This is a genomic window from Pseudomonas nabeulensis, assembly GCF_004682045.1.
Lineage (GTDB): Bacteria > Pseudomonadota > Gammaproteobacteria > Pseudomonadales > Pseudomonadaceae > Aquipseudomonas > Aquipseudomonas nabeulensis.
The window spans coordinates 1-22,396 of the sequence record NZ_QUZT01000013.1 but is presented as its reverse complement, the minus strand read 5'-3'; the positions used below and the strand labels follow the sequence as shown (position 1 = coordinate 22,396).

Annotated in this window: 19 protein-coding genes; 6 read left to right on the top strand and 13 right to left on the bottom strand. The window is 60.8% G+C overall.

Annotation, left to right across the window (positions count from 1 at the left end; all coding sequences use genetic code 11):
* Window positions 1-4: 4 nt before the first annotated feature.
* Genes DYL61_RS09365 through DYL61_RS09350 form a run of 4 tightly spaced genes read left to right on the top strand, consistent with a single transcriptional unit; the run spans window position 5 to window position 3,381 of the window.
* Window positions 5-340: a DMT family transporter gene (locus DYL61_RS09365; protein WP_024073051.1), complete on the top strand. Its 336-nt coding sequence runs from the start codon at window positions 5-7 to the stop codon at window positions 338-340.
* Window positions 341-395: 55 nt separating this feature from the next.
* Window positions 396-1,571 carry an NAD(P)/FAD-dependent oxidoreductase gene (locus DYL61_RS09360; protein ID WP_135308105.1) on the top strand — a complete coding sequence of 392 codons (1,176 nt, stop codon included), beginning with the start codon at window positions 396-398 and terminating at the stop codon, window positions 1,569-1,571.
* On the top strand, window positions 1,568-2,380 hold the full coding sequence (locus DYL61_RS09355) for an aldo/keto reductase (RefSeq protein WP_135308104.1): 813 nt from the start codon (window positions 1,568-1,570) through the stop codon (window positions 2,378-2,380). Before DYL61_RS09360 ends, DYL61_RS09355 begins: the two co-directional genes overlap by 4 nt.
* A 41-nt stretch (window positions 2,381-2,421) precedes the next feature.
* Window positions 2,422-3,381, top strand: a complete 960-nt coding sequence (locus DYL61_RS09350) for a metal ABC transporter ATPase (RefSeq protein WP_135308103.1) — start codon at window positions 2,422-2,424, stop codon at window positions 3,379-3,381.
* Window positions 3,382-3,548: 167 nt separating this feature from the next.
* On the opposite strand, the gene DYL61_RS09340 is transcribed toward DYL61_RS09350, so the two are convergent.
* From DYL61_RS09340 to msbA, 5 genes are all read right to left on the bottom strand, one after another.
* Window positions 3,549-4,475 (bottom strand): NAD-dependent epimerase/dehydratase family protein, encoded by a 927-nt coding sequence (locus tag DYL61_RS09340; protein ID WP_135308102.1) that lies wholly within the window; start codon window positions 4,473-4,475, stop codon window positions 3,549-3,551.
* Window positions 4,468-5,892 (bottom strand): bifunctional D-glycero-beta-D-manno-heptose-7-phosphate kinase/D-glycero-beta-D-manno-heptose 1-phosphate adenylyltransferase HldE, encoded by a 1,425-nt coding sequence (gene hldE / locus DYL61_RS09335; RefSeq protein ID WP_135308101.1) that lies wholly within the window; start codon window positions 5,890-5,892, stop codon window positions 4,468-4,470. Before hldE ends, DYL61_RS09340 begins: the two co-directional genes overlap by 8 nt.
* Window positions 5,893-5,995: 103 nt before the next feature.
* Entirely contained in the window at window positions 5,996-6,604 is a 609-nt protein-coding gene (gene cysC, locus DYL61_RS09330) for an adenylyl-sulfate kinase (protein WP_135308100.1), read from the bottom strand.
* The gene (locus DYL61_RS09325; RefSeq protein WP_135308099.1) at window positions 6,597-7,301 is read right to left on the bottom strand and encodes a sulfotransferase family 2 domain-containing protein; all 705 of its coding nucleotides are present in this window, start codon (window positions 7,299-7,301) and stop codon (window positions 6,597-6,599) included. The genes cysC and DYL61_RS09325 overlap by 8 nt, the downstream gene beginning before the upstream one ends.
* Before the next feature lie 153 nt (window positions 7,302-7,454).
* Complete coding sequence (gene msbA / locus DYL61_RS09320) at window positions 7,455-9,260, bottom strand: lipid A export permease/ATP-binding protein MsbA (RefSeq protein WP_135308098.1); 1,806 nt, start codon at window positions 9,258-9,260, stop codon at window positions 7,455-7,457.
* A 158-nt stretch (window positions 9,261-9,418) separates the two neighbouring features.
* On the opposite strand from msbA, the gene DYL61_RS09315 reads away from it, so the two are divergent.
* Window positions 9,419-11,272: a bifunctional O-antigen ligase/aminoglycoside phosphotransferase family protein gene (locus DYL61_RS09315; protein WP_135308097.1), complete on the top strand. Its 1,854-nt coding sequence runs from the start codon at window positions 9,419-9,421 to the stop codon at window positions 11,270-11,272.
* Window positions 11,273-11,317: 45 nt separating this feature from the next.
* Here DYL61_RS09315 and DYL61_RS09310 read toward each other — a convergent pair whose 3' ends face one another.
* The 8 genes from DYL61_RS09310 to DYL61_RS09275 form a co-directional block, all read right to left on the bottom strand.
* Window positions 11,318-12,202 (bottom strand): glycosyltransferase, encoded by an 885-nt coding sequence (locus DYL61_RS09310; RefSeq protein ID WP_135308096.1) that lies wholly within the window; start codon window positions 12,200-12,202, stop codon window positions 11,318-11,320.
* Window positions 12,199-13,353, bottom strand: a complete 1,155-nt coding sequence (locus DYL61_RS09305; RefSeq protein ID WP_135308095.1) for a glycosyltransferase family 4 protein — start codon at window positions 13,351-13,353, stop codon at window positions 12,199-12,201. The genes DYL61_RS09310 and DYL61_RS09305 overlap by 4 nt, the downstream gene beginning before the upstream one ends.
* Window positions 13,350-14,234 carry a DUF6625 family protein gene (locus tag DYL61_RS09300; protein ID WP_135308094.1) on the bottom strand — a complete coding sequence of 295 codons (885 nt, stop codon included), beginning with the start codon at window positions 14,232-14,234 and terminating at the stop codon, window positions 13,350-13,352. Before DYL61_RS09300 ends, DYL61_RS09305 begins: the two co-directional genes overlap by 4 nt.
* A gap of 57 nt (window positions 14,235-14,291) precedes the next feature.
* Window positions 14,292-15,707 carry a PIG-L deacetylase family protein gene (locus tag DYL61_RS09295; protein ID WP_135308093.1) on the bottom strand — a complete coding sequence of 472 codons (1,416 nt, stop codon included), beginning with the start codon at window positions 15,705-15,707 and terminating at the stop codon, window positions 14,292-14,294.
* Window positions 15,704-16,600: a GNAT family N-acetyltransferase gene (locus DYL61_RS09290; protein ID WP_135308092.1), complete on the bottom strand. Its 897-nt coding sequence runs from the start codon at window positions 16,598-16,600 to the stop codon at window positions 15,704-15,706. The genes DYL61_RS09295 and DYL61_RS09290 overlap by 4 nt, the downstream gene beginning before the upstream one ends.
* The gene (locus DYL61_RS09285; protein WP_135308091.1) at window positions 16,600-17,730 is read right to left on the bottom strand and encodes a glycosyltransferase; all 1,131 of its coding nucleotides are present in this window, start codon (window positions 17,728-17,730) and stop codon (window positions 16,600-16,602) included. The genes DYL61_RS09290 and DYL61_RS09285 overlap by 1 nt, the downstream gene beginning before the upstream one ends.
* Window positions 17,714-19,471: a carbamoyltransferase family protein gene (locus DYL61_RS09280; protein WP_105695122.1), complete on the bottom strand. Its 1,758-nt coding sequence runs from the start codon at window positions 19,469-19,471 to the stop codon at window positions 17,714-17,716. Before DYL61_RS09280 ends, DYL61_RS09285 begins: the two co-directional genes overlap by 17 nt.
* A gap of 142 nt (window positions 19,472-19,613) precedes the next feature.
* Window positions 19,614-19,973, bottom strand: a complete 360-nt coding sequence (locus tag DYL61_RS09275) for a YceK/YidQ family lipoprotein (protein ID WP_135308090.1) — start codon at window positions 19,971-19,973, stop codon at window positions 19,614-19,616.
* Window positions 19,974-20,171: 198 nt separating this feature from the next.
* On the opposite strand from DYL61_RS09275, the gene DYL61_RS09270 reads away from it, so the two are divergent.
* Complete coding sequence (locus tag DYL61_RS09270) at window positions 20,172-22,256, top strand: TonB-dependent receptor family protein (protein WP_135308089.1); 2,085 nt, start codon at window positions 20,172-20,174, stop codon at window positions 22,254-22,256.
* The last annotated feature ends 140 nt before the right edge of the window (window positions 22,257-22,396 follow it).

Here is a 22,396-nt window from a genome sequence, read left to right as displayed (position 1 = left end):
CCCCATGAACCCCGCCTACTACTACCTGGCCATCGCCATCTGCTCGGAAGTGATCGCCACCGTTTCCATGAAAGCCATCAAGGGGTGGAGCACGCCCATCCCGTTGCTGCTGGTGATCGTCGGCTATGGCGTGGCGTTCTGGATGCTCACCCTGGTGGTGCGCACGGTGCCAGTGGGCGTGGCCTATGCGGTATGGGCCGGGATGGGCATCGTGATGGTGAGCATCGCAGCGTTGTTTATCTACGGACAGAAACTCGACCTGCCGGCGATGCTGGGCATGGGCCTGATCGTGCTGGGCGTGGTGGTAATCCAACTGTTCTCGAAAACCGCCGGGCACTGACCGTCACGCAACAGCCTGTATACTGCGCCTCTTGTCTTGAACACTGAGGTCGCCCATGCCATCCGTTATTTCCACCGACGTCCTGATTGTCGGCGCCGGAGTTGCCGGCCTCTGGCTGAACGCACGCTTGCGTCGCCAGGGGTTTTCCACGGTGCTGGTGGAAAACGCCACCTTGGGCGGCGGGCAAAGCGTGAAGTCCCAGGGGATCATTCACGGCGGTGCGAAATACGCCCTGCACGGCGCCCTGACCGGCGCCTCGGAAGCCATCGCCGATATGCCGCGCCGCTGGCGTGAAGCCCTGGCAGGCAGCGGCGAGCTGGACCTGAGCGGCGTTCGCGTATTGTCCGAAGCCCATTACTTGTGGTCCCCCGGCACCCTCGCCGGCAACCTCACCAGTTTTTTTGCGAGCAAGGCTGTGCGTGGCCGTGTGGATCAGGTCAAGGGCGACGACCTGCCCCCGGCCCTGCAAGACCGTCGTTTCAAGGGCAAGGTCTATCGCCTGGCCGAACTGGTGGTGGACGTACCCAGCGTGATCGAACGCCTCGCTGAACTGGGCGGCGACGGCTTGCTCGCCGGTCAACACATCGAGCCCCTGCTGGAAGGCAACAAGCTGGTGGGCTTGAGAGTGGATGGCCGCGAGATCCGCGCCCAGCGCATTGTGCTGAGCGCCGGTGGCGGCACTGCCGCCCTGTTGACCGACCTGGGCCTGAGCAAGCCGGCCATGCAAAAGCGCCCGCTGCACATGATCATCGCCAAGGGCCCGAGCCTCAAGCCGTTGTACGCCCACTGCCTGGGCGGCGGCACCAAGCCGCGCATCACCGTCACCACTCACCCGGCCGCCGATGGCAACTGGGTGTGGTACATGGGCGGCGACATTGCCGAGGCGGATGGCGTGGCACGCACGCCAGATGAACAGATCGCGACTGCGCAAAAAGAGTTGGCACAGCTGCTGCCGTGGATCGACATGAGCCAGACCCAATGGGCCACCCTGCGCGTCGACCGCGCCGAGCCGTTGCAATCGGGGCTGACCCGCCCCGACAACGCCTTCGTCTTCGAAGAAGGCCGCCTGATGGTGGGCTGGCCGACCAAATTGGCCTTGGCGCCGGATTTCGCCGATCGTGTGATCAACAGCCTGGAACGTGACGGCATCCGTCCAATCGCGACCGAACCATTGCCCGAATTGCCAAAACCGGCGCTCGGCGTACCCGCCTGGGAGCAACTGTTGCCATGAGCCTGCCGACCCTGCACGACTTGCATCGCCCTCTGGGCAGCACCGGCCTGCTGGTGTCGCCACTGGGCCTGGGCACCGTCAAGCTGGGCCGTGACCAGGGGGTGAAATACCCCAACGGTTTCCAGATACCGGATGATGACGCCGCACGCATGCTGTTGCGCCAGGCACGCGAACTGGGTATCAACCTGATCGACACCGCGCCCGCCTATGGCATGAGCGAAGAACGCTTGGGACCACTGCTGCGCGGCCAGCGCAAGGATTGGGTGATTGTCAGCAAGGTGGGCGAAGAGTTTGAAAATGGCGTGTCCCGCCACGATTTCAGCGCGGCCCACACTCGACTGTCGATTGAGCGCAGCTTGAAACGACTTGAAACTGATTTTATCGACCTGGTGCTGGTGCATTCCGACGGCAACGACTTGCACATCCTCAGCGACTGCGAGGTCTACCAGACCCTGGCGGCGCTGAAACAGGAAGGCAAGATTCGGGGTTTCGGCTTTTCCGGAAAAACCGTCGAAGGCGGCGTGAAGGCTCTGGAACAGGGTGATTGCGCCATGGTCACCTACAATCTGAACGAACAGGCGGAGAAAGCCGTCATTGATTATGCGACGGCCCATGGCAAGGGCATCCTGGTGAAAAAAGCCCTGGCCAGCGGCCACGTTTGCCTGGAGCCTGGAATGGATCCAATTCACGCCAGTTTCATGTTGTTGTTTGCGCAAACGGGCGTTGCCAGTGCTATTGTCGGGACCATTAATCCGCTGCACCTGGCCCATAACGTGGCGACTGCTGCCAAGGTCATTCGTCAACTCTGATGCCGCCGACGCGGCCGACCCCGTCGCAAGAAGGAGCCGACATGCCGCGAACGCTTATAAGAAAGAACCCCAGCAACTTCAAGACACTGCCGCTGCACGTCGAAGCCACCCCCGAAGGCCTGAGCTACCAGAGCGTCGGCATGCCGCTCAACTTCGCGCAGACCCTGCAACGGCGCAAGCCGGTCGAAGTGCCAGACGCCGAGCGTTTCGCCCTGGAGCTGGCGAACCTCGGCGTGTCGGTGCGCCTGACCCTGCATTGGCAAAACAAGGATTACTGGGTGCTGGTGCGCCAACGCCGCCAGGACCGTGGCGACGTGGTGCTCAAGCTGATCTCCGGCTACGTCCCCGCCCATGAATTGAACCTGCCGCTGCACACCGCCATCCAGGAAATCGCCGAAGAATGCCTGCTGGAAACGCCAGAAGGTTGGCTCGGCGGGCGCTTCAACGACACCTGGCTACCCGCGCCCTACTCCGCCGCGCTGCATTACCGCGAAGCCCTGCCGTTTCGCCTGAGCCCGCTGTCCGGCGCCGCACGCCCGGTGCGCTGCGCCACCACGCAACTGATCGAACGCCCACGGGCCTATGTGCACCTGCCCACCGCGTCGCTGCAATTGATCTACGACCTGCGCCTGGAAGTGCCCAAGGAAGCCAAGTCTTTGAGCCTGTTCCATGTGGATGAGCGCTTGGAAGGCGACCAGTTGGTCGCGCGTTTGGACCGCAAACGCCCTGACCTGTACCTGATGCCCTTGAAAGACGGCCAGCCCCTGGCCGAGTTGTACACCGTCAAGAAAGACCAACTGTACCCGGCCAGCACGCGGGGCTTGTACCTGGCGGAAAGCTTCGCCCAGCAGGAAGGCTGGCTGGTGCGTGATGAGCGGATTCGCTGGAAGGATTGGCTGCGCCAGCAAGGGTTGGCGGAGCCGGAGAAAGAATCGAAATTGAAGCGCCTGGCGCAGCGGGTGCTGCGCAAGATTGTGCCGAAGAAGAAGCGAGTCACCTGAGCGGACTTCTGTGGCGAGGGAGCTTGCTCCCGCTGGGCTGCGAAGCGGCCCCAATTTGGACAACCGAAATACATCCGTTGTATCTCGGTGAATGGCTTGGGAGCGCTGCGCACTCCAGCGGGAGCAAGCTCCCTCGCCACATGAGAACCGCACCTAAAGACGAACAATCAGCCCTTGAGCAAGCGCTCCAGTCCGACCTTTAGCGGTGTCGGCTCGGGCAATGTAAAGCTCGCCAGCAACCGCTGGTTATTCGCCCGAGAATGCTTGATATCCCCCGAACGCGCCGGCCCGTAAGTCACGGCGGGCAAGCTGCCGACCGCTTCTTCCAACGCCTGCAACACCTGCTTGAGGGTGGTCGTGCGGTTCCAGCCCACGTTAATCGCACCCAAGGGTGCATCGGCCACTTCGATGGACTGCACCAACACCTTCACCAAGTCTTCCACGTACATGAAGTCACGCGTCTGCTCGCCGTCACCGAATACGCTGATCGGCAGGCCTTGCTGGGCACGCTCGCTGAAGATACTGATCACGCCGGAATACGGCGATGACGGGTCCTGGCGCGGGCCGAAGATATTGAAGAAGCGGAAAATCACCGGCTCCAGGCCATGCTGGCGGCGGTAGAAATCGAAGTAATGCTCGCCCGCCAACTTGTCGGACGCATAGGGCGTCAACGGCGCCTTGGCGGTCTCTTCGTCAATCGACGCCCCTTCGCCGTTGTTGCCATACACCGCCGCGCTGGAGGCATACACCACCCGCTTGACCCCGGCTTTGCGCATCGCTTCACAGAGGTTCAAGGTGCCGATGAAGTTGCTTTGATGCGTGCTGACCGGATCGTCCACCGACGCCTGCACCGAGGCCACTGCGGCCAAGTGCACCACCGCCGAAACACCGACCGCAGCCCTGCCAACCAGCTCGGCATCGGCCACATCACCTTCAAGCAGTTCGACACGAGGGTTGTCCAGCGGCAGGTTGCTGCGCTTGCCGGTGGACAGGTTATCCAACACCCGCACGTCATAACCCGTGGCGAGCAACGCATCCACGAGGTGCGAGCCGATAAAGCCCGCACCACCGGTGATCAAGACTCGCTTAGTCATTGCTGCGGATTTTCTCGACAATCGCTGTGGTCGAGCTGTTTTCAACCAGCCCCAGCACTTTGACCTTGCCGCCATAGGCGTTGACGATATCGGCACCGACCACCTGGTCGACCGAGTAGTCGCCGCCCTTGACCAGCACATCTGGCTTGACCTGGGCCAGCAGGTTTTCCGGGGTCGCTTCCGGGAAGCTGATCACCCAATCCACCGCGCCGAGACCTGCCAGCACCGCCATGCGACGATCAACACTGTTGATCGGACGGCCCGGGCCTTTGAGGCGACTGACTGACGCGTCGTCATTTACCGCTACGATCAGGCGATCACCTTGGGCGCGTGCCTGCTCCAGATAAGTCACGTGACCGGCGTGCAGGATGTCGAAACAGCCGTTGGTGAACACAATGCTTTCGTTATGGGCACGCGCGTCGTCAATCGCCAGCAGCAATTGCTCGATGCTCAGCACGCCGCGCTCGGAGCCTTCGGAGCGCTGGATCGCACGGCGCAATTCAGGCGCGCTGATGGCAGCGGTGCCCAACTTGCCGACCACGATGCCCGCCGCCAGGTTGGCCAGGGCCACGGCGTGGGGCAGTTCCTCACCGGCTGCAATCGAGGCGGCCAGGGTCGAGATCACGGTGTCGCCGGCGCCGGTGACGTCGAACACTTCACGGGCACGTGCCGGCAAGTGCATCGCCGGGTGGCCCGGACGCAGCAAAGTCATGCCGTGCTCGCCACGGGTCACCAGCAAGGCGCCCAGGTCGAGATCGGCCATCAGCGCCGCGCCCTTGGTCACCAGATCGTGCTCATCGGCGCAACCGCCGACGATGGCTTCGAACTCGCTGAGGTTTGGCGTGATCAGGCTGGCTCCGCGATAAATCGAGAAGTCACGGCCCTTGGGATCGGCCAGCACCGGAATGCCCTTGGCCTTGGCGGCCTGGATCAATTCCTGATGGTTCTTCAAGGCGCCTTTGCCGTAATCGGACAGCACCAGCACCTTGATGCCTTCGAGCAATTCGTCGACCTGACCGCTGAGGGCCAGGGCGTCGGTGGCGAAGGGTTCTTCGAAATCAATACGCAGCAATTGCTGGTGACGGCTCATCACCCGCAGCTTGACGATGGTCGGCTGATGGGGGATGCGCTGGAACAGCGCACGCACACCGGCACCGCGCAGGCTGTTGGCCAGGCTCTCGGCGGCTTCGTCGTCGCCGGTCACACCGACCAGGGAGGCCGGGGCGCCGAGGGCGGCAATGTTTAGGGCAACGTTGGCAGCGCCACCTGGACGGTCTTCGATTTGCTCGACCTTGACTACCGGTACCGGCGCCTCAGGGGAAATCCGTGAGGTTCCGCCATGCCAGTAACGGTCGAGCATGACATCGCCGACCACCAAGACAGGGGCTTGATCGAATCGCGGCATGGACAACTTCATGGAGCAACCCACATACAAAATGAACAGGGGCGCGATATTAGCACAGGGTGAGCGCTGCCTAGTTCGAGAGCTTTATCTGTAAGACATCGGGTTGCATAACTGATCAATTTTTAAACAAGGCCGCCAGGATATGGTCCACGGCATCCGCCAACTCGACCTCGTCGGTGTTGATCTCGCAGTCCGCGCTGAGCGGCGCTTCATAGGGACTGTCCAGGCCTGTGAACGCTTTGATGCGCCCTTCCAACGCCAGGCGATACAAGCCTTTGGGGTCGCGCCGTGCGCACACGTCGAACGGTGTGCTGATGTAGACCTCGAAGAACTGCCCCGGCCCGAACAGCGCCTTGGCGGTCGCCCGATCAACACTGAACGGCGAGATCGCCGAAACAATCACAATCAATCCCGCATCCACCATCAACCGCGCCACTTCGCCGATGCGCCGGATATTTTCCTTGCGCGCCGCATCGGTCATGCCCAGGTCATTGCACAAACCGGTGCGCAGGTTATCGCCGTCGAGCACGTAGGTGTGGCGGCCTTGCTCGTTGAGCTGGATTTCCAACGCATTGGCCAGGGTCGACTTGCCGGACCCCGACAACCCCGTCAGCCACAGGCAGCAAGGTTGCTGGTGCTTGAGCGCCGCCCTCGCCGCCACGGGCAACGACAAGGCAAAAGGGCGGATGGACGTAGTACCACTGGAAAGCGACTGGCTATTCATAACCCAGGACCTCGTAGTCACGTTGGTAGGCTCGTCTGATCAGGCGGCGGGTGCGGGCGGTGCAAAAATCCCTCACCGGCTCACTGCGCCGTTCAAGGGAGACATTTAAATGGGGCAGGGAGGCGTCCACGCCAAGGCGTTCGCACAAGTGCTGGAAGTCGTGTTGCAACGATTCCTGGCGCCCGAGGAAATCCATGGCCATGCGGCCCATGTGGTCGACCAGGAAATCGGTCTGGGGGGCGAAGTGTATTTGGCGGCGCACGTTATCCGAATGCAGCCAGCCAGCAACGAAGCTATCGAAACCGCGAAAGCTCGAGACCAGTTGCCGGGCTTGAACGTCGCGGCCGCCCACCCCGTTGCCGCGCAGGAAGGTATAGGCCGAGTAGGCGCGCTCCAGGGGGTCACGCACGAAGGCAAACTTGAAACTGCGCGCGCAGTGCTCGGGGAATTGTTGCTGATACCAGTAGTACGGCAAATGCCCCGGCCTGCGCCCGTCGAGCAACGCGGCACACACACTGCTGCCGGCGCACTTGGGCACATGGATAAACACACACTGGTGCCGCTCGAAGGAGGCAGGCAGCGTGATCACCGAAGACAGGGATTTGTTTACCGCCTGTCGGTCCACCACCGACAAACGTCCCAGCAGAAATTCCCTCTGGGGTTTGGGAAGGAGTTTCCAGAACAGACGTTGAAACATTTCATTCCCTACGCAAGAAGGTTAGCCCTCTCGTTCGTCATTCGAATCGAGGGGGCCAACATAACAAACGATAGGCAGCGAACTATTTAACGTTGGTCAAGACTGTAGGGTTCTCGACACAAAAACCGGGGCGCATTGCACGCCCCAGGCTCATCAGGTGATGCTGGCCGCTACGGGTTCGTCCAGGCCCATGGCGTGCAGGCGGGCGTAATAGCCGTTCTGTGCCAGCAGCTCGGCGTGTGTACCACGCTCGACAATCCGTCCGTCGTCCATCACCAGAATCAGGTCGGCTTTCTCGATGGTGGACAAGCGGTGCGCGATCACCAGGGTGGTGCGGCCCTGCATGACTTTGTCCAGGGCCCCTTGAATATGCCGCTCGGACTCGGTGTCGAGGGCCGAGGTGGCCTCGTCGAGGATCAGCAATGGCGCGTTCTTCAGCAGGGCTCGGGCAATGGCCAGGCGTTGGCGTTGACCGCCGGACAACAGCACACCGTTTTCACCGACCGGGGTATCGAAGCCTTTTGGCAACTGGTCGATAAAGTCCTTGGCATAGGCGTCTGCCGCCGCCGCCTCGACATCAGCCCGTGGTGCACCGGCCAGGTCGCCGTAGGCGATGTTGTTGGTCACGGTGTCGCTGAACAGCGTGACATGCTGGGTCACCTGGGCGATGTGCTTGCGCAGGTTGAGCAGTTTGTAGTCTTCGATTTCGACACCATCGAGCAGGATCTCACCGCTTTCATGGTGGTAGAAACGTGGAATCAGGCTGGCCAGGGTCGACTTGCCGCTGCCGGAGCGGCCCACCAGGGCGATCATCTGGCCGGGTTCGGCGGTAAAGTTGATGTCCTTGAGCACTTTGCGCTCGGTGCCCGGATAGGTGAAGTTCAGGTTGCGCACTTCCAGGCGGCCACTGACCTTGTCGCGCTCGACAGTGCCACGGTCGATTTCTTTTTCTTCATCCAACTGCTCGAAAATGCTTTCCGCACCGGCCACACCCTTCTGGATGGTCGAGCTGACTTCCGACAGTTGGCGGATCGGCTTGGGCAACAGGCCGGCCAGGGTGATGTAGGCCACCATGTCGCCCGCCGAGGCATCACCACGAAGGTAAAGCACCAGGAACATCAGCACGGCCATGGCGGTGTAGATCACCAGTTGCAGCGCCGGGGTGTAGATCGCCCCGGTGCGGGTCATGCGCAGTTGTTTGTCGGTGTTGCTCAGACTGGCCTTGAGGAAGCGTTTTTCTTCATAGACTTCACCCCCGAAGCTGCGCACCACGCGATAGCCCTGAATGGTTTCGGAGGCGACGTGGGTCACATCCCCCATGGCCACCTGGATCTTCTTGCTCTGCTTGCGGAATTTCTTGCTGGCCGTGCTGACCATCACTGCAATCAGCGGCAGGATGGCGATCATCACCAGCGTCAGGCGCCAGTTCATGAACAACAGCGAGGCAAACAGGAAAATCACCGTCATGCCTTCGCGGATCACCACCTTGATCGCATCGGTCGCCGCGCCCGTCACCATGGTCACGTTGAAGGTGATGCGCGAGATCAGGTGCCCGGAGTTGTGGTTGTCGAAGTAGCGGTTGGGCAGCGTCAGCAGGTTGTTGAACAGTTGCACGCGCAGGTCGTGGACCAGGCCCAGGGACACCTTGGCCAACAGGTAGTTACCCAGGAACGAGCCCAGGCCTTGCCAGGCCGCGATCAGAATGATCAGCAGGGGCACGGCTTGCAGCAATTGCAGGTCACGCAGGAACGGTACGCTGGGGAACAGCACTGCTTCGGGGTTGGATAGGCCATCGACGAAGTACTTGAGGATGTACCCCAGCATTGGCTGGGTCGACGCGAAAATCAGAAATCCGACGATACTCAGCATGAACAAGCCGGCGTAGGGCTTAACGTAGCTGAGCAGGCGGAAGTATATTTTCAAGCTCGAAGGGCTTGCGCTCGGACTGGAGTCGGTCATATCACGCGGCGTTTTAAAAAAGGAGGCTGACTTTAGCACAGCTTCTCTGTTGTACTTGCACCCGGCGTGACCCGCGCCCATGTGGATCCAACCAACGACATTATAAAGCCACTACTTTAAGATGGTCGGCTTTCTCTATACCGGAATGGCTTTACTGTATGCACTCCAAGCGCCTTACCTATGGCTCGAATCGCGTTTTTGACTTTCTGGTCCTTTGGGTTTTGCCCATTGGCTTGCTGTTGCTCCTGAGTGCGCTGTTCTTCGCCGGCAACCGCAACGTGCTGCACAAGTTCTATTACGTCCTGTTCAGCGCACCCACCCTGGTGCTGCTGTGCCTGCGCCCGCGGGAACTCAAGAACCTGCTGCGTGAACCCCTGATACTGGGACTCTTGGCGTTCTGCGCCTGGGCGCTGCTCAGCCTGTTGTGGAGCCCGGAATCCACCACCGATTCCGACCTGTTCAAACGGCCGCTGCACACCTTCATGCTGTTCGCCGGCTGCGGGCTGTTGCTGCACTACCGCAACGAGCTGATCAAACCGATCTTCTTCAGTGCTGCGGTGATTGCCCTCGTGGTGTGCGCGTGCAACCTGGTGGCATTCGCCAAAGGCTTTGAGCCGGGTATGCGCATGATCGGTGGCCTTGGCGCGCTGGATAACCCGCTGCTCAGCTCCCATCTCTTTGGCTTCTTTTGTATCTACTGGCTCTATGTGTGCACCACGACCCAGCGCCTGCAGGTGCTGTGGTTCAGCGTTCCTGCGCTGGCGATCATGACACTCGCCGTCCTGGCCACCGGCTCTCGCACACCGCTGGTTGCGCTGGTACTGGCCGCCGTGTGGATAGCGTTTGTCAGCCGCAATCGCCGTAGCGCACTGATGATCGCCACCCTGGTGATCAGCGCCGCTGCGCTGCTTCTGTTCTATCCCGAAGCGATCACCGAACGCGGCAGTTCGTACCGCCTGCAGTTGTGGAGCATGACGCTGCATCTGATTGCCGACCACCCCCTGATTGGCCACAGCTTTAACTCCACACTGGCCTTGAACCCTACAGAATGGACATTAAGCGAACCCCATAGCTTCGCCCTCGGTGTGCTCTATTACGTGGGCATCATCGGCTTTATCCCATGGGTCTTCATGCTGGGCTTCGGGCTGTACAAGGGCTTCAAGCAACGTGCACAGCCCCTGTTTATCCTGGCCTCCGCCTTGCTGGCCTACGGCATCGGCGCCGGCCTGACCGAAGGCGGTGGCATTCTGTCGCGTCCCAAGGAGCACTGGTTCCTGCTGTGGATTCCCCTGGCACTGCTCGCCGGGCTGAGCATCGCCCAACGCCGTCGCAGCCTGCTGCGCATGCCGGTGCAGACACCCAAGCCGCAGGCTTTCGAAGCCTTGAGCAACGGTGCCGAGGTGATTGAGGAAGATGGTCTTGGACCGAAAGTCCTGCGCCTTGAAGACGGCACGTTCCTGAAGCTGTTCCGGGCTCGTCGCTGGTACACCTCCGGCGCGTTCACCCCTTACTCGGAACGCTTCGCCAGCAACTGTGAACAACTGCGACAGCTGGATATTCCCGCGCCGCACATCCTTGACCTGTATAGCTTGCAGGATGGCAGCAGCGCCGTGCGCTATCAGCCGCTCCCGGGCCGGACCTTGCGCCAGGCCCTGCAAGGCCTGGACAGCAGCCTGCGTGAGTCGTTGATCGAGCGGTTTGGCCGATTTATCGCCCAACTGCACGAGAACGGCGTTTACTTCCGCTCCCTGCACCTGGGCAATGTGTTGATCCTGGACGACGGCCAGTTCGGCCTGATCGACGTGGCCGACATGCGTATTTACCCATCGGCACTGCGCAGCACGTTGCGCCAGCGCAACTTGAAGCACATGCAACGCTACCCGCAGGATCGCAACTGGCTGTTCGAAGCTCACTTCGAACAGCTGCTCAAGGGGTATGCGTCGGTTGCATCAGCGCAAGCCACGACGAAGATCCAGGAACACGTCCAGGCCCTTCCCCGTCCCGCCAACTGACGGGCCAATTGGGTGCGCCCTCAACCAGGGCGCACCCGCGCAGTCTCAGTCGCGTTCCAGCGGCGAAAGATACAACCTCGCCAGACCACGCCAGGTTTTCTTGTTCCACGCCTTGAACGGGATCTGCGCCAGCAGCTCCCGCGCCAACGCACGGTTGCGGTTGGACGTCTTGAGGAACATGGAGCTGAGGAACTTGTAGCGCACCGCGTCATACTGCGGGTGGTCACTGAACAACGCGTAGGACCGCAGAATATTGTCGATCATGAATCGATGATTCTTGTACGAGTTGGTGGCGTGCTTGCGGTAGCGGGCCATCAGCACGTTCAGGCCATCGATGAAGTACCCGGCGCGGGTGATCTTCAACTCGATCAACAAGTCTTCAAGACGGATCTCGGGATCGAACCCGCCGACCTTTTCCAGCGCCTCGCGCCGGATCATCAGGGTGGGCGCCGGCGGATAAGGCTTGCGCTCCATGAACATATCGTCGAAGTCCAGGCGACGGAAAGGGACGTCGCGGCGCTGGTACTTTTCAGGGAACAGCTCACCCTGCGCGTCGATCAGCTCGATATTCCCCGCGCAGATCCCGACTTCCGGCTTGCCATCCATGTATTCCACCTGGGTCGCAATGCGCTCCGGCAGCATGATGTCATCCGAGCCGAACGGCACGATCAACGGGCCTTGCGACCGTGCAACCGCGCCATTGAGCGTATTGGTCAGGCCTTGGTTCTGCTGGACACGAAAGTCGAAGCCATGGCTTTCCTGCAACTGACGAATGCGTTCGACACTGTCATCCGTCGACCCGTCGTCAATCACCAACAGCTCGATATTGGGATACGTCTGGTTCAATACGCTGAGGATGCTCTGTTCGATGTACGGAGCATGGTTATAAGACGCAATGATCACGGTGACCAAGGGCTGATTCTGATTCATACGTTGTTCCTGCATGCCTGGGCCAGCCCTGATTCAATCAATTCCAGGTATTCCTGGCGGAACACCTCAATATCGTGTTCTGCCTGAAGATACTGGTAGGCCTGCTCGCCCTTCTGTGCAAGCGCCTCATCGGAGAGGGCCAGGTAGGTGTCGAGTGCCTGGGTCAGCTCGGCAACGTTGGCCGGCTCCACGGCCAGGCCGCCCGCGCCTTGAATCAGCGGCAGCATGGCTGGCACGCTGGAGGCAATCACCGGCAAGCGACCGCTCATGCCTTCCAGCAACGCCAATCCCAGGCCTTCGGCCAACGAAGGCATCGCCCAGATATCAAAGGCCCGTACGTATTGCAGTGCATTTTCCTTGAAGCCCAACAAATGCACGCGTCCTTCCAGGCCAAGGCTGTGGATTTGCGCCGCCAGGTTGGACTCCTCGCGCCCCGCGCCAATGATGGCAAGCTGGGCCGTGGGGTATTTGTCCTTGAGTGCGGCAAATGCCTGCAATAAATAGGTGTGGCCTTTGACCGGCACCAGCCGCCCCAAGGCGCCAATCAAACGAACCGAAGGGTCGATGCCCAGCAATTCCCGCGCGCGCTCACGCGGGTGCTGCAAGGCTTCGGCCTGCTCGATGTCGATGGCGTTGGTAATCGCGTAGGTGTTGTGATCGGTAAACCCGCACTGGCAGTCCAGCAGGTACTGCTTGACCGCCGGGGAGACGCCGACAAAACGCCAGTGTTCATCGATCCAACGCTGCGCCTGCTTGCGGCGGTAGAGGCGGTCATACTCGCCGAAGCCGTGGGAGATTCCGATGCAGAGCGGAATCTTCAACCAGCGGTTCAGTTGCAACATCATATTGACCGGCTTGAAGCGGTTGCACACCACCACATCAAACTGGTTCTTGCGGCAGAACTGATACAGCTGCCACATGGCACGCAGGCGCAAGCCCTTGAGTGACTTGTCAGAGAACTCGAAGTAGACCGACTTGGACGCACGACTGACCGGCTCGCCAGGCCCTGGCCGCCCGCGCAAAAACGCGGCGGTGACTTCATAGCGGTCCGCAGGCAATGCCTTAACGATCTGTTCGGCCAAGTCGGCGAAATCATGGGATTTAACATTGTAGTCCGGCTGCAATTGCAGGACCTTGAAGCGCCGACTCATAACTCTCCTCGATGGAAACCGGTGGCATCAACAACCCAGGACGACTCGGCGGCCAATGTCTCGATGTACTCCACACTGGGTTGCGGCATCAACGGCCACTGATTACGTTTCCAGCAGACAAAATGAAAATACGGAAATTCCCGGTCGCCATCCCTGTCGTTGGTCAGGTGACCGTCATTCCAGAACCACTGGTGCGGAAAACGATCAGTGCCGTCATGCCATTTGATCACGCCACCCGGCGTGCTGAACGCCTCGGTGAATTCACTGCGACGGCGCCATGGGTTGAACTTGCCCACCAGGTCGAACAATGGCTTGGGAAAGTTCTTACGCCACAAAAAGATTCGGCTGAAAGCACCTTCATCCAGCGCATGATGCGCTTGATCAGTGAAGCGCGCCTCCCAATCTTTGATCTGCATAAACACTTGGCGCTTTTTTGCGGTATTGCGCATCAGGCACAGATGCCCGGCAACCCGTCGCTCATGGGTCGAAAACAAGTCATAGCCCGCCAACCGTTCGGCAGTGAAATACCGGCGCAGGTTGCCGTAGATCAGGTCCAGGTCACCGAACGCCCAGAAGTCATAGCCAGTGAGGCGGTCAGCATGGATATAACCGAGTGCAGGCTTGATGTCGCACAACTTATACGCAGCCTGAGGCGCAAACTTGAGATTCAACCGCTGTGAAACCAGTGCGCAGTAATCGGTAAACGAAATAGGTTCAATCCTGACGTTACCCGGTACGTTGTCCGGTATCGGGCAGTCGCTGAACAGCAACCAGTCGATATCCGCATTGTGTCGGCAACTTTCGAGAAAAAACGGCATCCAGAACGGCCAGCAGCCAAAGTAAGGGATGAGGAAAAGAATACGGGGGCACTGGCTGTTCAAGGGAGACTCACTGTCATTTTTACTGGAGCGCGCTACGCTCCACCACGTTGCGTTGCATCACTTGTGCTTGATGAACCAAAAGAGTTCATGACGCCGCACGGCCTTGCGGAAGAACTCGTTCTCACCCCAGGGCGAAACGCGCCGTCCAGCCAACAGGCGCTGTATGACACGCCGCACCCGCCGTTTGAACGGCATCCGCGGTTGCAGGTCATGCATCATGCCAAGCGACATCGCCTTGTCACACTGCCGTTCTTCGGATAGCGGCAGGCAATAAGGTCGCAAAGTGTACGTGGAATCAAACGATGGTGGCAAAGAGATACCATTGCCCGAATCCCCCATCGGCCAGCGGTCATTGTCATGCAGGTGGTTGGCGTAGCCGAGCAGTGTGGTCGGTTGCCATTCCAGGCCCTGCAAGGCTTCCAACACCGCCTGCTGTGCGCAGACGTGATCGGGATGCGGGTCGAGGACCGGATGAGGCAATACGATCACCTCCGGGCGCGCCTTCAACAGCACGGCCCGCAGGTCAGCCAGCAGGTTGTTCCAGGTCGGCTGCCCATCGGTGTCGGCAGGCAACGGGAAGGTGTTGAACTGGCGAAACACGCGGATATCGCTCAGCTCGGCCTCGCGGGACGCCACGGCGCGCTCAGGCTCGGCCTTCATCGCCGCCAACTGCAAGCAGAAATACCCCAGTTGAACCGAGTGCTCTGGCGGCACCCCCGCCCATCTCGGCACGGCAATGCTGTCCCAGGCACGCAGGCGCCCCTTGAGTCGGGCGGCTTCCGGCTTGCCCAAGCCCATTTGTTGATAGTGCTCGGCTTCAATCTCGCCCGCCGTCAGCGTCACGATCCAGGGTTGCGCCGCTTGGCTGTAAAGCCCGAAGGCGGCCAACTCGGCATCGTCGGCATGGGGCGCAATGACCATCACCCGCTGCTGGCGCACATCGGGCTGGCGGAAGACCGACAGCACCGGCGCTCCGTGAAGCTGGCAAAACCGGCCCTGTAACTGCAACTGCCCATCGACCAGTGCCTGGCCGTGCCCCGTGAGATTCAAGTAACGCAAGCCGTTGACGCCGCGCTCGAACACTTGGCGATCACCATTCGGCAATGGGATATAGGGGTCGATAAAACGCCCTAACACGCTGCTTTTTATGCGCACGGCGAGAATCAACGTCTCATCGCCGGACAGCTCAAGGGGTTGGCCCAAGACGATCCGCGCCTTGTCCAAGACCACCTTGGGCTGTTCGGTATCCGCAGGAAACTGATACTGGTAGTCATCCTTGGGCGAGTAAAACAGGTGATCAGCAAACCAGGCCTCATGGGCTACCCATGCCAGCACCGCCAGCACCAGCGGCAGCCACCACGCCACCAGCATACCCACGCCAACCAACACCAGCAGACTGACCAGCAGGCCAATACGCTTGTTGCGGCGATGGCGCTTGAGCAGCGCTTGCTTGCGGTTCGTGGACTCACTCATACCGTCAACACCTGCACAGGGTTACACCAACGCTCCTTGTACTCGCGGTCCGCTCGCCCAAAGGAAAAGCGCAGCGGCTTGCCGACTTCACGCGCCTGTTCCCAGGCACTTTGCGTATTCAGGAAACTCAACACACTGCCGGGACTGAACGCGCGGGTTTCCGGGTCGACGCCGCCGTTGACGTATTCCACGCTGATCCACTCGGGGGATTCGACCCGGTATACCAGCTGGATGGCAATCGGCGCGTCATTGAGGAAGATCACCGAGCCGATCAGCCATCCACGCAGCAACTCGATCACCTCGGCCATGCGCTCGGCGCCCGTGGCGACAAACCCCCAGCGGCGCAGGAACAGGTCGCAGTAGATCGCGGCCAGTTCCTGGCTGGTAAAGTCGCTCACCGGCCGTACCACGCCGCCCGCCTCTTCCAGCAAACGCAACTCACGGCGCTGGTTGTAGCGAAACTTCTTCGACAGTTCTTCCGGGGTGCGCGCCATGGCCAATTGCTCGGCCTGGGGCTTGAGGCCGCTGAAACGGCCTTCGTTCAAGGTCGACAGGTAACGCGCGCGATGGCGCAAAGGCGCCTGCACATCCGCAGCGGCCGGCAGGATCAGTTCGGCATTGCCCAGATCGAACAGGCCCTTCTTGCCGCGCTGTTTGAGCACGTCCTTGGACAACGCCAAATCCCGGCCCCAGGTCGCAATGCACGCTTGCACCTCACCCTCTTTCTCCCAGGCAAGGTAACGCACCGGGATGTCGGCCAGCCCGGCCAAGCGTTGAATAATCTGGGGATGGGTGGCGACGCTGCCGCCATAACGCTGCCAGGCATCGCTGTAGACGGGGGCGTCGACGACGGACCAGCCACGCTCGCGCCAGCCTTGGAATCGATTGAGCATCAAGCCCCCGCGGTCAGTTCAATAACGTGCGGCAGTTGCCAGAAGGTCGTGCGTACCGCCTGATCCGAGAAACGTGCGTGCAGGCGCTCGAGCATCAGCTCGGCACACTGGCGCCGCTGCTGCTGATCCATCCCGGCCAAGTGCTGCAAACCCTGGCCAAGGTGCTCGGCGTCGCCGAACGGGAACAGGATCCCCACACCTTCAACCACTTCCTTCGCACCGCCACAGGCCGTGGCCAGCAACGGCACGCCGGCGGCCATGGCTTCCAGCAGCACCATGCCGAAGGGCTCGTGGTCGGAGCTCAGCGCAAACACATCGAACGCCCGGAAGTACCGGCGCGCATCCGGCACCTGGCCGAGGAACAGCACCTTGTCGGCAATCCCCAGCTCACGGGCCTGGTTCTTGAGGTTCTGCTCCAGACGCCCAGTGCCGAGAATCGCCAGGCGACTTTGCTCCGGCAGATGGGGCAGCGCCAGGGCGAAGCCCTTTAGCAACGTGGCCTGGTCCTTGTCCGGGTGCAGGCGGCCGACGTTGCCGACCACCCATTCGTCCGGCGACAGGCCCAGGGCATCCCGCGCTTCGTCGAACGGCACTTGGGTCGCGCGCAAGGCGTCGACGTCGATGCGGTTGTACAGGGTCTGGATACGCTGCGCCGGCCAACTCGGCAAGCAACGGCGCATGTCATCGCGCACCGCGTCGGACACGCCCAGCAAGCTCAAGCGCTTGCGGAAAATCCCGGCAAACAGCTTGCGGCTGCGGCGCTGATAGTCGCCAAAGGCGTGATGTACGCCGATCACCGGCAAACGCGTGCCCAACAAGGCGATATAAATCGGCTTGAAGCGGTGGGCAATGCAGAAACTGAAATTGCGTGACGCCGCAACCTTGCGCAGCTCACGGATCGCACCCAGCTTCAGGCCACGAATGGCCTTGGAGCTGAATTCCATGAACAACACTTCATCGCTGGCACACCCGGCGGCCACCTCGGGGTCGGCGACCCCGGTGAGAAACACCGTGGTCACCTTGTAGCCCGAGCCTGCGAACAGGCTGGCGTACTGCCGCGCGCAGTCGAGGAACGGCCCGTCATAGCCGTGGCAGAACTGCAGGACGTGTCGGTCAGCCGAGCGCGTCATAAGGGTCCACGCCGTCTTTGACGACCAGGATGTCTTCCATGATCAGGTATTGCAGGTCGGAGCCGAAGAACATGTTCAGCGCGTCGGTCGGCGAACAGATCATCGCTTCGCCACGACGGTTGAGCGAGGTATTCAGCGACACGCCGTTGCCGGTCAACACTTCCAGCTCTTTCATCATGTCGTAGTAGCGCGGGTTGTATTCGCGCTTGAGCACCTGGGCGCGGGAGGTGCCATCTTCATGGACCACCTCCGGCACACGGGTTTTCCACTCTTCGGCCACTTCAAAAGTGAAGGTCATGAACGGCGCCGGGTGGTCGACCTTGATCATCTGCGGCGCCACGGTGTCGAGCATCGACGGGCAGAAAGGCCTCCAGCGCTCGCGGAACTTGATCTGGTGGTTGATACGGTCAGCCACGCCGGTAGCGCTTGGGCAACCGATGATCGAACGACCGCCCAAGGCACGCGGGCCAAACTCCATGCGGCCCTGGAACCAGGCCACCGGGTTGCCGTCGACCATGATCTTGGCGATGCGCTGGGGCATGTTTTCGATCTTGCGCCAGTTCGGCTTGCTCTCGTGCTTGGCGCACGCGGCAATCACGTCTTCGTTGCTGTAGGACGGGCCGAGGTAGACGTGTTCCATCTTCTCCACCGGTACACCACGGGCGTGGGACACGTAGGCCGCCGCACCCACCGCGGTGCCGGCATCGCCGGACGCTGGCTGCACGAACAGCTCTTTCACATCGCTGCGGGCAATGATCTTCTGGTTCAACTTGACGTTCAGCGCACAGCCGCCGGCGAAGGCCAGCTTGCCGGTGTCCTTGAGGATGTCGCCCAGGTAATGGTCGATCATCTGCAGGGCCAGCTTCTCGAACAGCGCCTGCATGCTGGCGGCGTAGTGGATGTACGGCTCGTCGGCAATGTCGCCTTCGCGCTTCGGACCCAGCCACTCGATCAGTTTTGGAGAGAAGTAGAAACCCTTGCCCTTCTCTTTATAACGACGCAGGCCGATGACGTTGGCGTAGTCGGTGTTGATCACCAACTCGCCGTTCTCAAACGAGGCCAGGCGCGAGAAGTCGTATTTGCTGGCGTCGCCGTACGGCGCCATGCCCATGACCTTGAACTCACCGTCGAGCATCTCGAAACCGAGGAACTCGGTGATCGCGCCATACAGGCCGCCGAGGGAGTCCGGGTCGTAGAATTCCTTGATCTTGTGGATCTTGCCGTTCTCGCCGTAGCCGAAGAACGTGGTGGCGTACTCACCTTTACCGTCGATGCCGAGGATCGCGGTTTTCTCCTGGAAGCCGGAGCAGTGGTAGGCGCTGGAAGCGTGGGCCAGGTGGTGTTCAACCGGTTCGATCTTGATTTTCTTCGGATCGAAGCCCAGTTGTTCCAGGCACCAGACGATCTTGTTGCGATAGCGCTTGTAACGACGGTTGCCCATCAGGATCGCATCAAGGGCGCGGTCCGGGGCGTACCAGTAACGCTTGGCGTAGTGCCAGCGCGCCTCGCCGAACAAGCTGATCGGGGCGAAGGGGATCGCCACTACGTCAACGTCGGAAGGCTTGATGCCGGCCTGCTCCAGGCAGAACTTCGCCGATTCGTAGGGCATGCGGTTCTTTGCATGTTTGTCGCGGACGAAGCGCTCTTCTTCGGCGGCCGCGATCAGCTTGCCGTCGATGTACAAGGCTGCGGAAGGATCATGGCTAAGGGCGCCGGACAGGCCAAGAATCGTCAATGCCACTGGGGTCTAGCCTCTTTTAGTCTGCATGCAGGCGGGGTGCGCCTGAAAAAAGTGTGCTTCCCGCCTGGGCCGGAAACAGCTAAAGGGCGGGATTATAGCGTAAAAGCGGTGGGGAGCTGTTAGCCGCAAGCGGCAAGAGGCATCAGCGGAAGATTTCGATGCTGCCGTCCTGGTGCTGAAGGTAAATGGTATAGGGCAATAACAGGGTGTCCAGCACGCCTGAGGCCACGAATTCGACAGCCACGATGGGCAGCGCGCCGCCGCCATGGCTGATCAGGCTATTGCTCTCCAGGCTTTTATCGGGTGCGGGCTCGCCATTCAGTGCACAGAAGCCGTAGACCACGCCACTGTAGATTCGCGGGACGTTTTCACAGTGACTGCGCGAGTCCTTGAGGTTTTGGCTGGCTACCGCGTCCGGACGGAAGACCGTCGTAATGGTTCCGCAACCGGCGAGACAACAAGTCATTGCCACGCCCCACATGACTTTCGACGTAGTCTTCATGAATCACTCTCCATGACCCATCGGCCATTGTTATTGTCGGGGCTGTCCACGCTACCATCGCAAGGGTTGGCGCCCCTTCGTGACAACACCGACTCGTCGCGTAGGACGATTCCGAAATGATAAAAATCGCCCGAGCCACTAAACTCGCGCTCATTTGCGCGTTTACCTCTTAGGCGCGCCACGGATTTCGGCTGACTGATGAATACCCTCTCCCGCTTCACCTTGTTGCTGCCCGGCCTGCTCACGCTGGGCAACTCGGCGCTGGCTGACGACACTGCACTGGTGCTCGACCCGAGTGTGGTCACCGGCTCGCGCAGCGCCAGCCCAACGTTCGACCTGCCCTACTCGGTCGACAGCATCAGCCGCGAGCAGATCAGCGACGGCCAACTGGGTATCAATGCCTCCGAAGCCTTGTCCCGCGTGCCCGGCCTGGTGGTGCAGAACCGCCAGAACTACGCTCAGGATTTGCAAATTTCCTCCCGTGGCTTTGGCGCCCGCTCGGCGTTTGGCGTGCGCGGCCTCAAGCTGATCGCCGACGGCATCCCCGCCAGCACCCCTGACGGCCAGGGCCAGGCGGCCACGTTCAACCTCGACACCGCCGAGCGCATTGAAGTGCTGCGCGGCCCGGCGGCCACCCTGTACGGCAGCAACGCCGGCGGGGTGATCCAGATGTTCTCCCGCGACGGCGAAGGCCCACCGCGCATCGGCGCCGAAACCCTGGTGGGCAGCGATGGCATGAGCAAGAACCACCTGACCGCCGAAGGCGCGGCCAATGGCGCGGGTTTTGTGCTCGACGCCTCACGCATGGACACCGACGGCTACCGCGACCACAGCAGCGCGCGCCGCGACCAGACCTTCGCCAAGCTCAACTTCCAGCCGGATGACGACAGCAAACTGGCGCTGATCTACAGCAGCCTGGAGCAGAACGGCACGCAGGATCCGCTGGGGCAAACGTGGGAAGCCTATAAAGCCGACCCACGCTCGGTGGCTCCCGGCGCGCTGACGTACAACACGCGCAAAAGCATCGATCATCAGCAATTGGGGACCAATTACGAGCGGTATTTCGGCGATGCGACGTTGCAGGTGAATGCGTATACGGGGCGGCGGAGTGTGATTCAGTATTTGTCGATTCCCAAAGGAACACCATCCAACGAGCGCGGCGGCGGTGTTGTGCAATTCGACCGAAAGTTCTACGGCGGTAGCGTGCACTGGATGCAACCTGTCGAGAGCGCGCCGGGCGAGCTGATGATCATCACAGGCCTGGACTTCGACCAAAGCGAAGACAGCCGCCATGGTTATCAGAACTACAGCGGCACCACCCTGGGCGTGAAGGGTGAGCTGCGCCGCGATGAGATCGACACCGCTCGTAGCCTTGACCCATATATCCAGGCCAACTGGGCCTTAGGCAATTGGACCCTCCAAGCAGGTGTGCGACATAGCACCATGGAGCTGGACGTTGACGATCAATATTTGAGCAACGGCGACTCCAGCGGCAGCAAGACCTATCAGAAAAACACCCCGTCAATGAGTGTGATGTACGCCTTCACGCCCCAACTACACGGTTACGTCAGCGCAGGAAAAGGCTTTGAGACACCCACCCAAGCCGAGCTGGCCTACGCGCCTGGGAGTGTCGAAGGTTTCAACTTCAGCCTGAAACCGTCTGAAAGCACTCAATATGAAATGGGCTTGAAGGCGCAGGTGAACAACACGCGAATCAACGCGGCGGTGTTCCAGATCACCACCGAAGATGAGCTGGTGGTTAGCCAATCGCTTCAAGGCCGTACCAGCTATCAAAACGCCGGCCGCACCCTGCGTCGCGGTTTCGAACTGGGCATCGAAAGCCAACTCAGCGAGCAGTGGAGCACCAACCTCGCCTACACCCGTCTGCAAGCCACTTACGACAGTGACTTCAACAACAGCGGAAAGGCTATCGAGAAGGGCAACTACCTCCCCGGCGTCCCGCAAACCACGCTCTTCGCCGAACTCAACTGGAAACCCCGCGACTGGGTCAGCACCGCCCTGGAAGGCATGTACCGCAGCAAGGTCTACGTCGAAGACACCAACAACGAGCGTGCTGCCCCGGCCTACAGCGTGTTCAACTGGCGCGCGCGCTTTGAGCAAAAAGTCGAGCACTGGACCTTCCACCAGACCCTGCGCCTGGATAACCTGCTGGACCGCCAGTACGTAGGTTCGGTGATCGTCGGCGACAGCAACAACCGCTACTACGAAGCCGCCCCCGGCCGCTCGTGGTACGCCGGTGCTGGCGCCGAGTACACCTTCTAAAACCAACACAAATCTAAATGTGGGAGGGGGCTTGCCCTAATGCCAGTCAGTTAAGAGATGACAGGAGCAGCACCGCCTCTGTAGTGAGCGGGCTTGCCCCGCGCTGGGTGGCGAAGCCGCCCCAAATCCGTCCACCGCGG

Bases quoted from the DNA above. Each gene is read 5' to 3' on its own strand.
- DYL61_RS09365 (WP_024073051.1), top strand. From the start codon at position 5: ATGAACCCCGCCTACTACTACCTGGCCATCGCCATCTGCTCGGAAGTG.
- DYL61_RS09360 (WP_135308105.1), top strand. From the start codon at position 396: ATGCCATCCGTTATTTCCACCGACGTCCTGATTGTCGGCGCCGGAGTT.
- DYL61_RS09355 (WP_135308104.1), top strand. From the start codon at position 1,568: ATGAGCCTGCCGACCCTGCACGACTTGCATCGCCCTCTGGGCAGCACC.
- DYL61_RS09350 (WP_135308103.1), top strand. From the start codon at position 2,422: ATGCCGCGAACGCTTATAAGAAAGAACCCCAGCAACTTCAAGACACTG.
- DYL61_RS09340 (WP_135308102.1), bottom strand. From the start codon at position 4,475: ATGACTAAGCGAGTCTTGATCACCGGTGGTGCGGGCTTTATCGGCTCG.
- hldE (WP_135308101.1), bottom strand. From the start codon at position 5,892: ATGAAGTTGTCCATGCCGCGATTCGATCAAGCCCCTGTCTTGGTGGTC.
- cysC (WP_135308100.1), bottom strand. From the start codon at position 6,604: ATGAATAGCCAGTCGCTTTCCAGTGGTACTACGTCCATCCGCCCTTTT.
- DYL61_RS09325 (WP_135308099.1), bottom strand. From the start codon at position 7,301: ATGTTTCAACGTCTGTTCTGGAAACTCCTTCCCAAACCCCAGAGGGAA.
- msbA (WP_135308098.1), bottom strand. From the start codon at position 9,260: ATGACCGACTCCAGTCCGAGCGCAAGCCCTTCGAGCTTGAAAATATAC.
- DYL61_RS09315 (WP_135308097.1), top strand. From the start codon at position 9,419: ATGCACTCCAAGCGCCTTACCTATGGCTCGAATCGCGTTTTTGACTTT.
- DYL61_RS09310 (WP_135308096.1), bottom strand. From the start codon at position 12,202: ATGAATCAGAATCAGCCCTTGGTCACCGTGATCATTGCGTCTTATAAC.
- DYL61_RS09305 (WP_135308095.1), bottom strand. From the start codon at position 13,353: ATGAGTCGGCGCTTCAAGGTCCTGCAATTGCAGCCGGACTACAATGTT.
- DYL61_RS09295 (WP_135308093.1), bottom strand. From the start codon at position 15,707: ATGAGTGAGTCCACGAACCGCAAGCAAGCGCTGCTCAAGCGCCATCGC.
- DYL61_RS09290 (WP_135308092.1), bottom strand. From the start codon at position 16,600: ATGCTCAATCGATTCCAAGGCTGGCGCGAGCGTGGCTGGTCCGTCGTC.
- DYL61_RS09285 (WP_135308091.1), bottom strand. From the start codon at position 17,730: ATGACGCGCTCGGCTGACCGACACGTCCTGCAGTTCTGCCACGGCTAT.
- DYL61_RS09275 (WP_135308090.1), bottom strand. From the start codon at position 19,973: ATGAAGACTACGTCGAAAGTCATGTGGGGCGTGGCAATGACTTGTTGT.
- DYL61_RS09270 (WP_135308089.1), top strand. From the start codon at position 20,172: ATGAATACCCTCTCCCGCTTCACCTTGTTGCTGCCCGGCCTGCTCACG.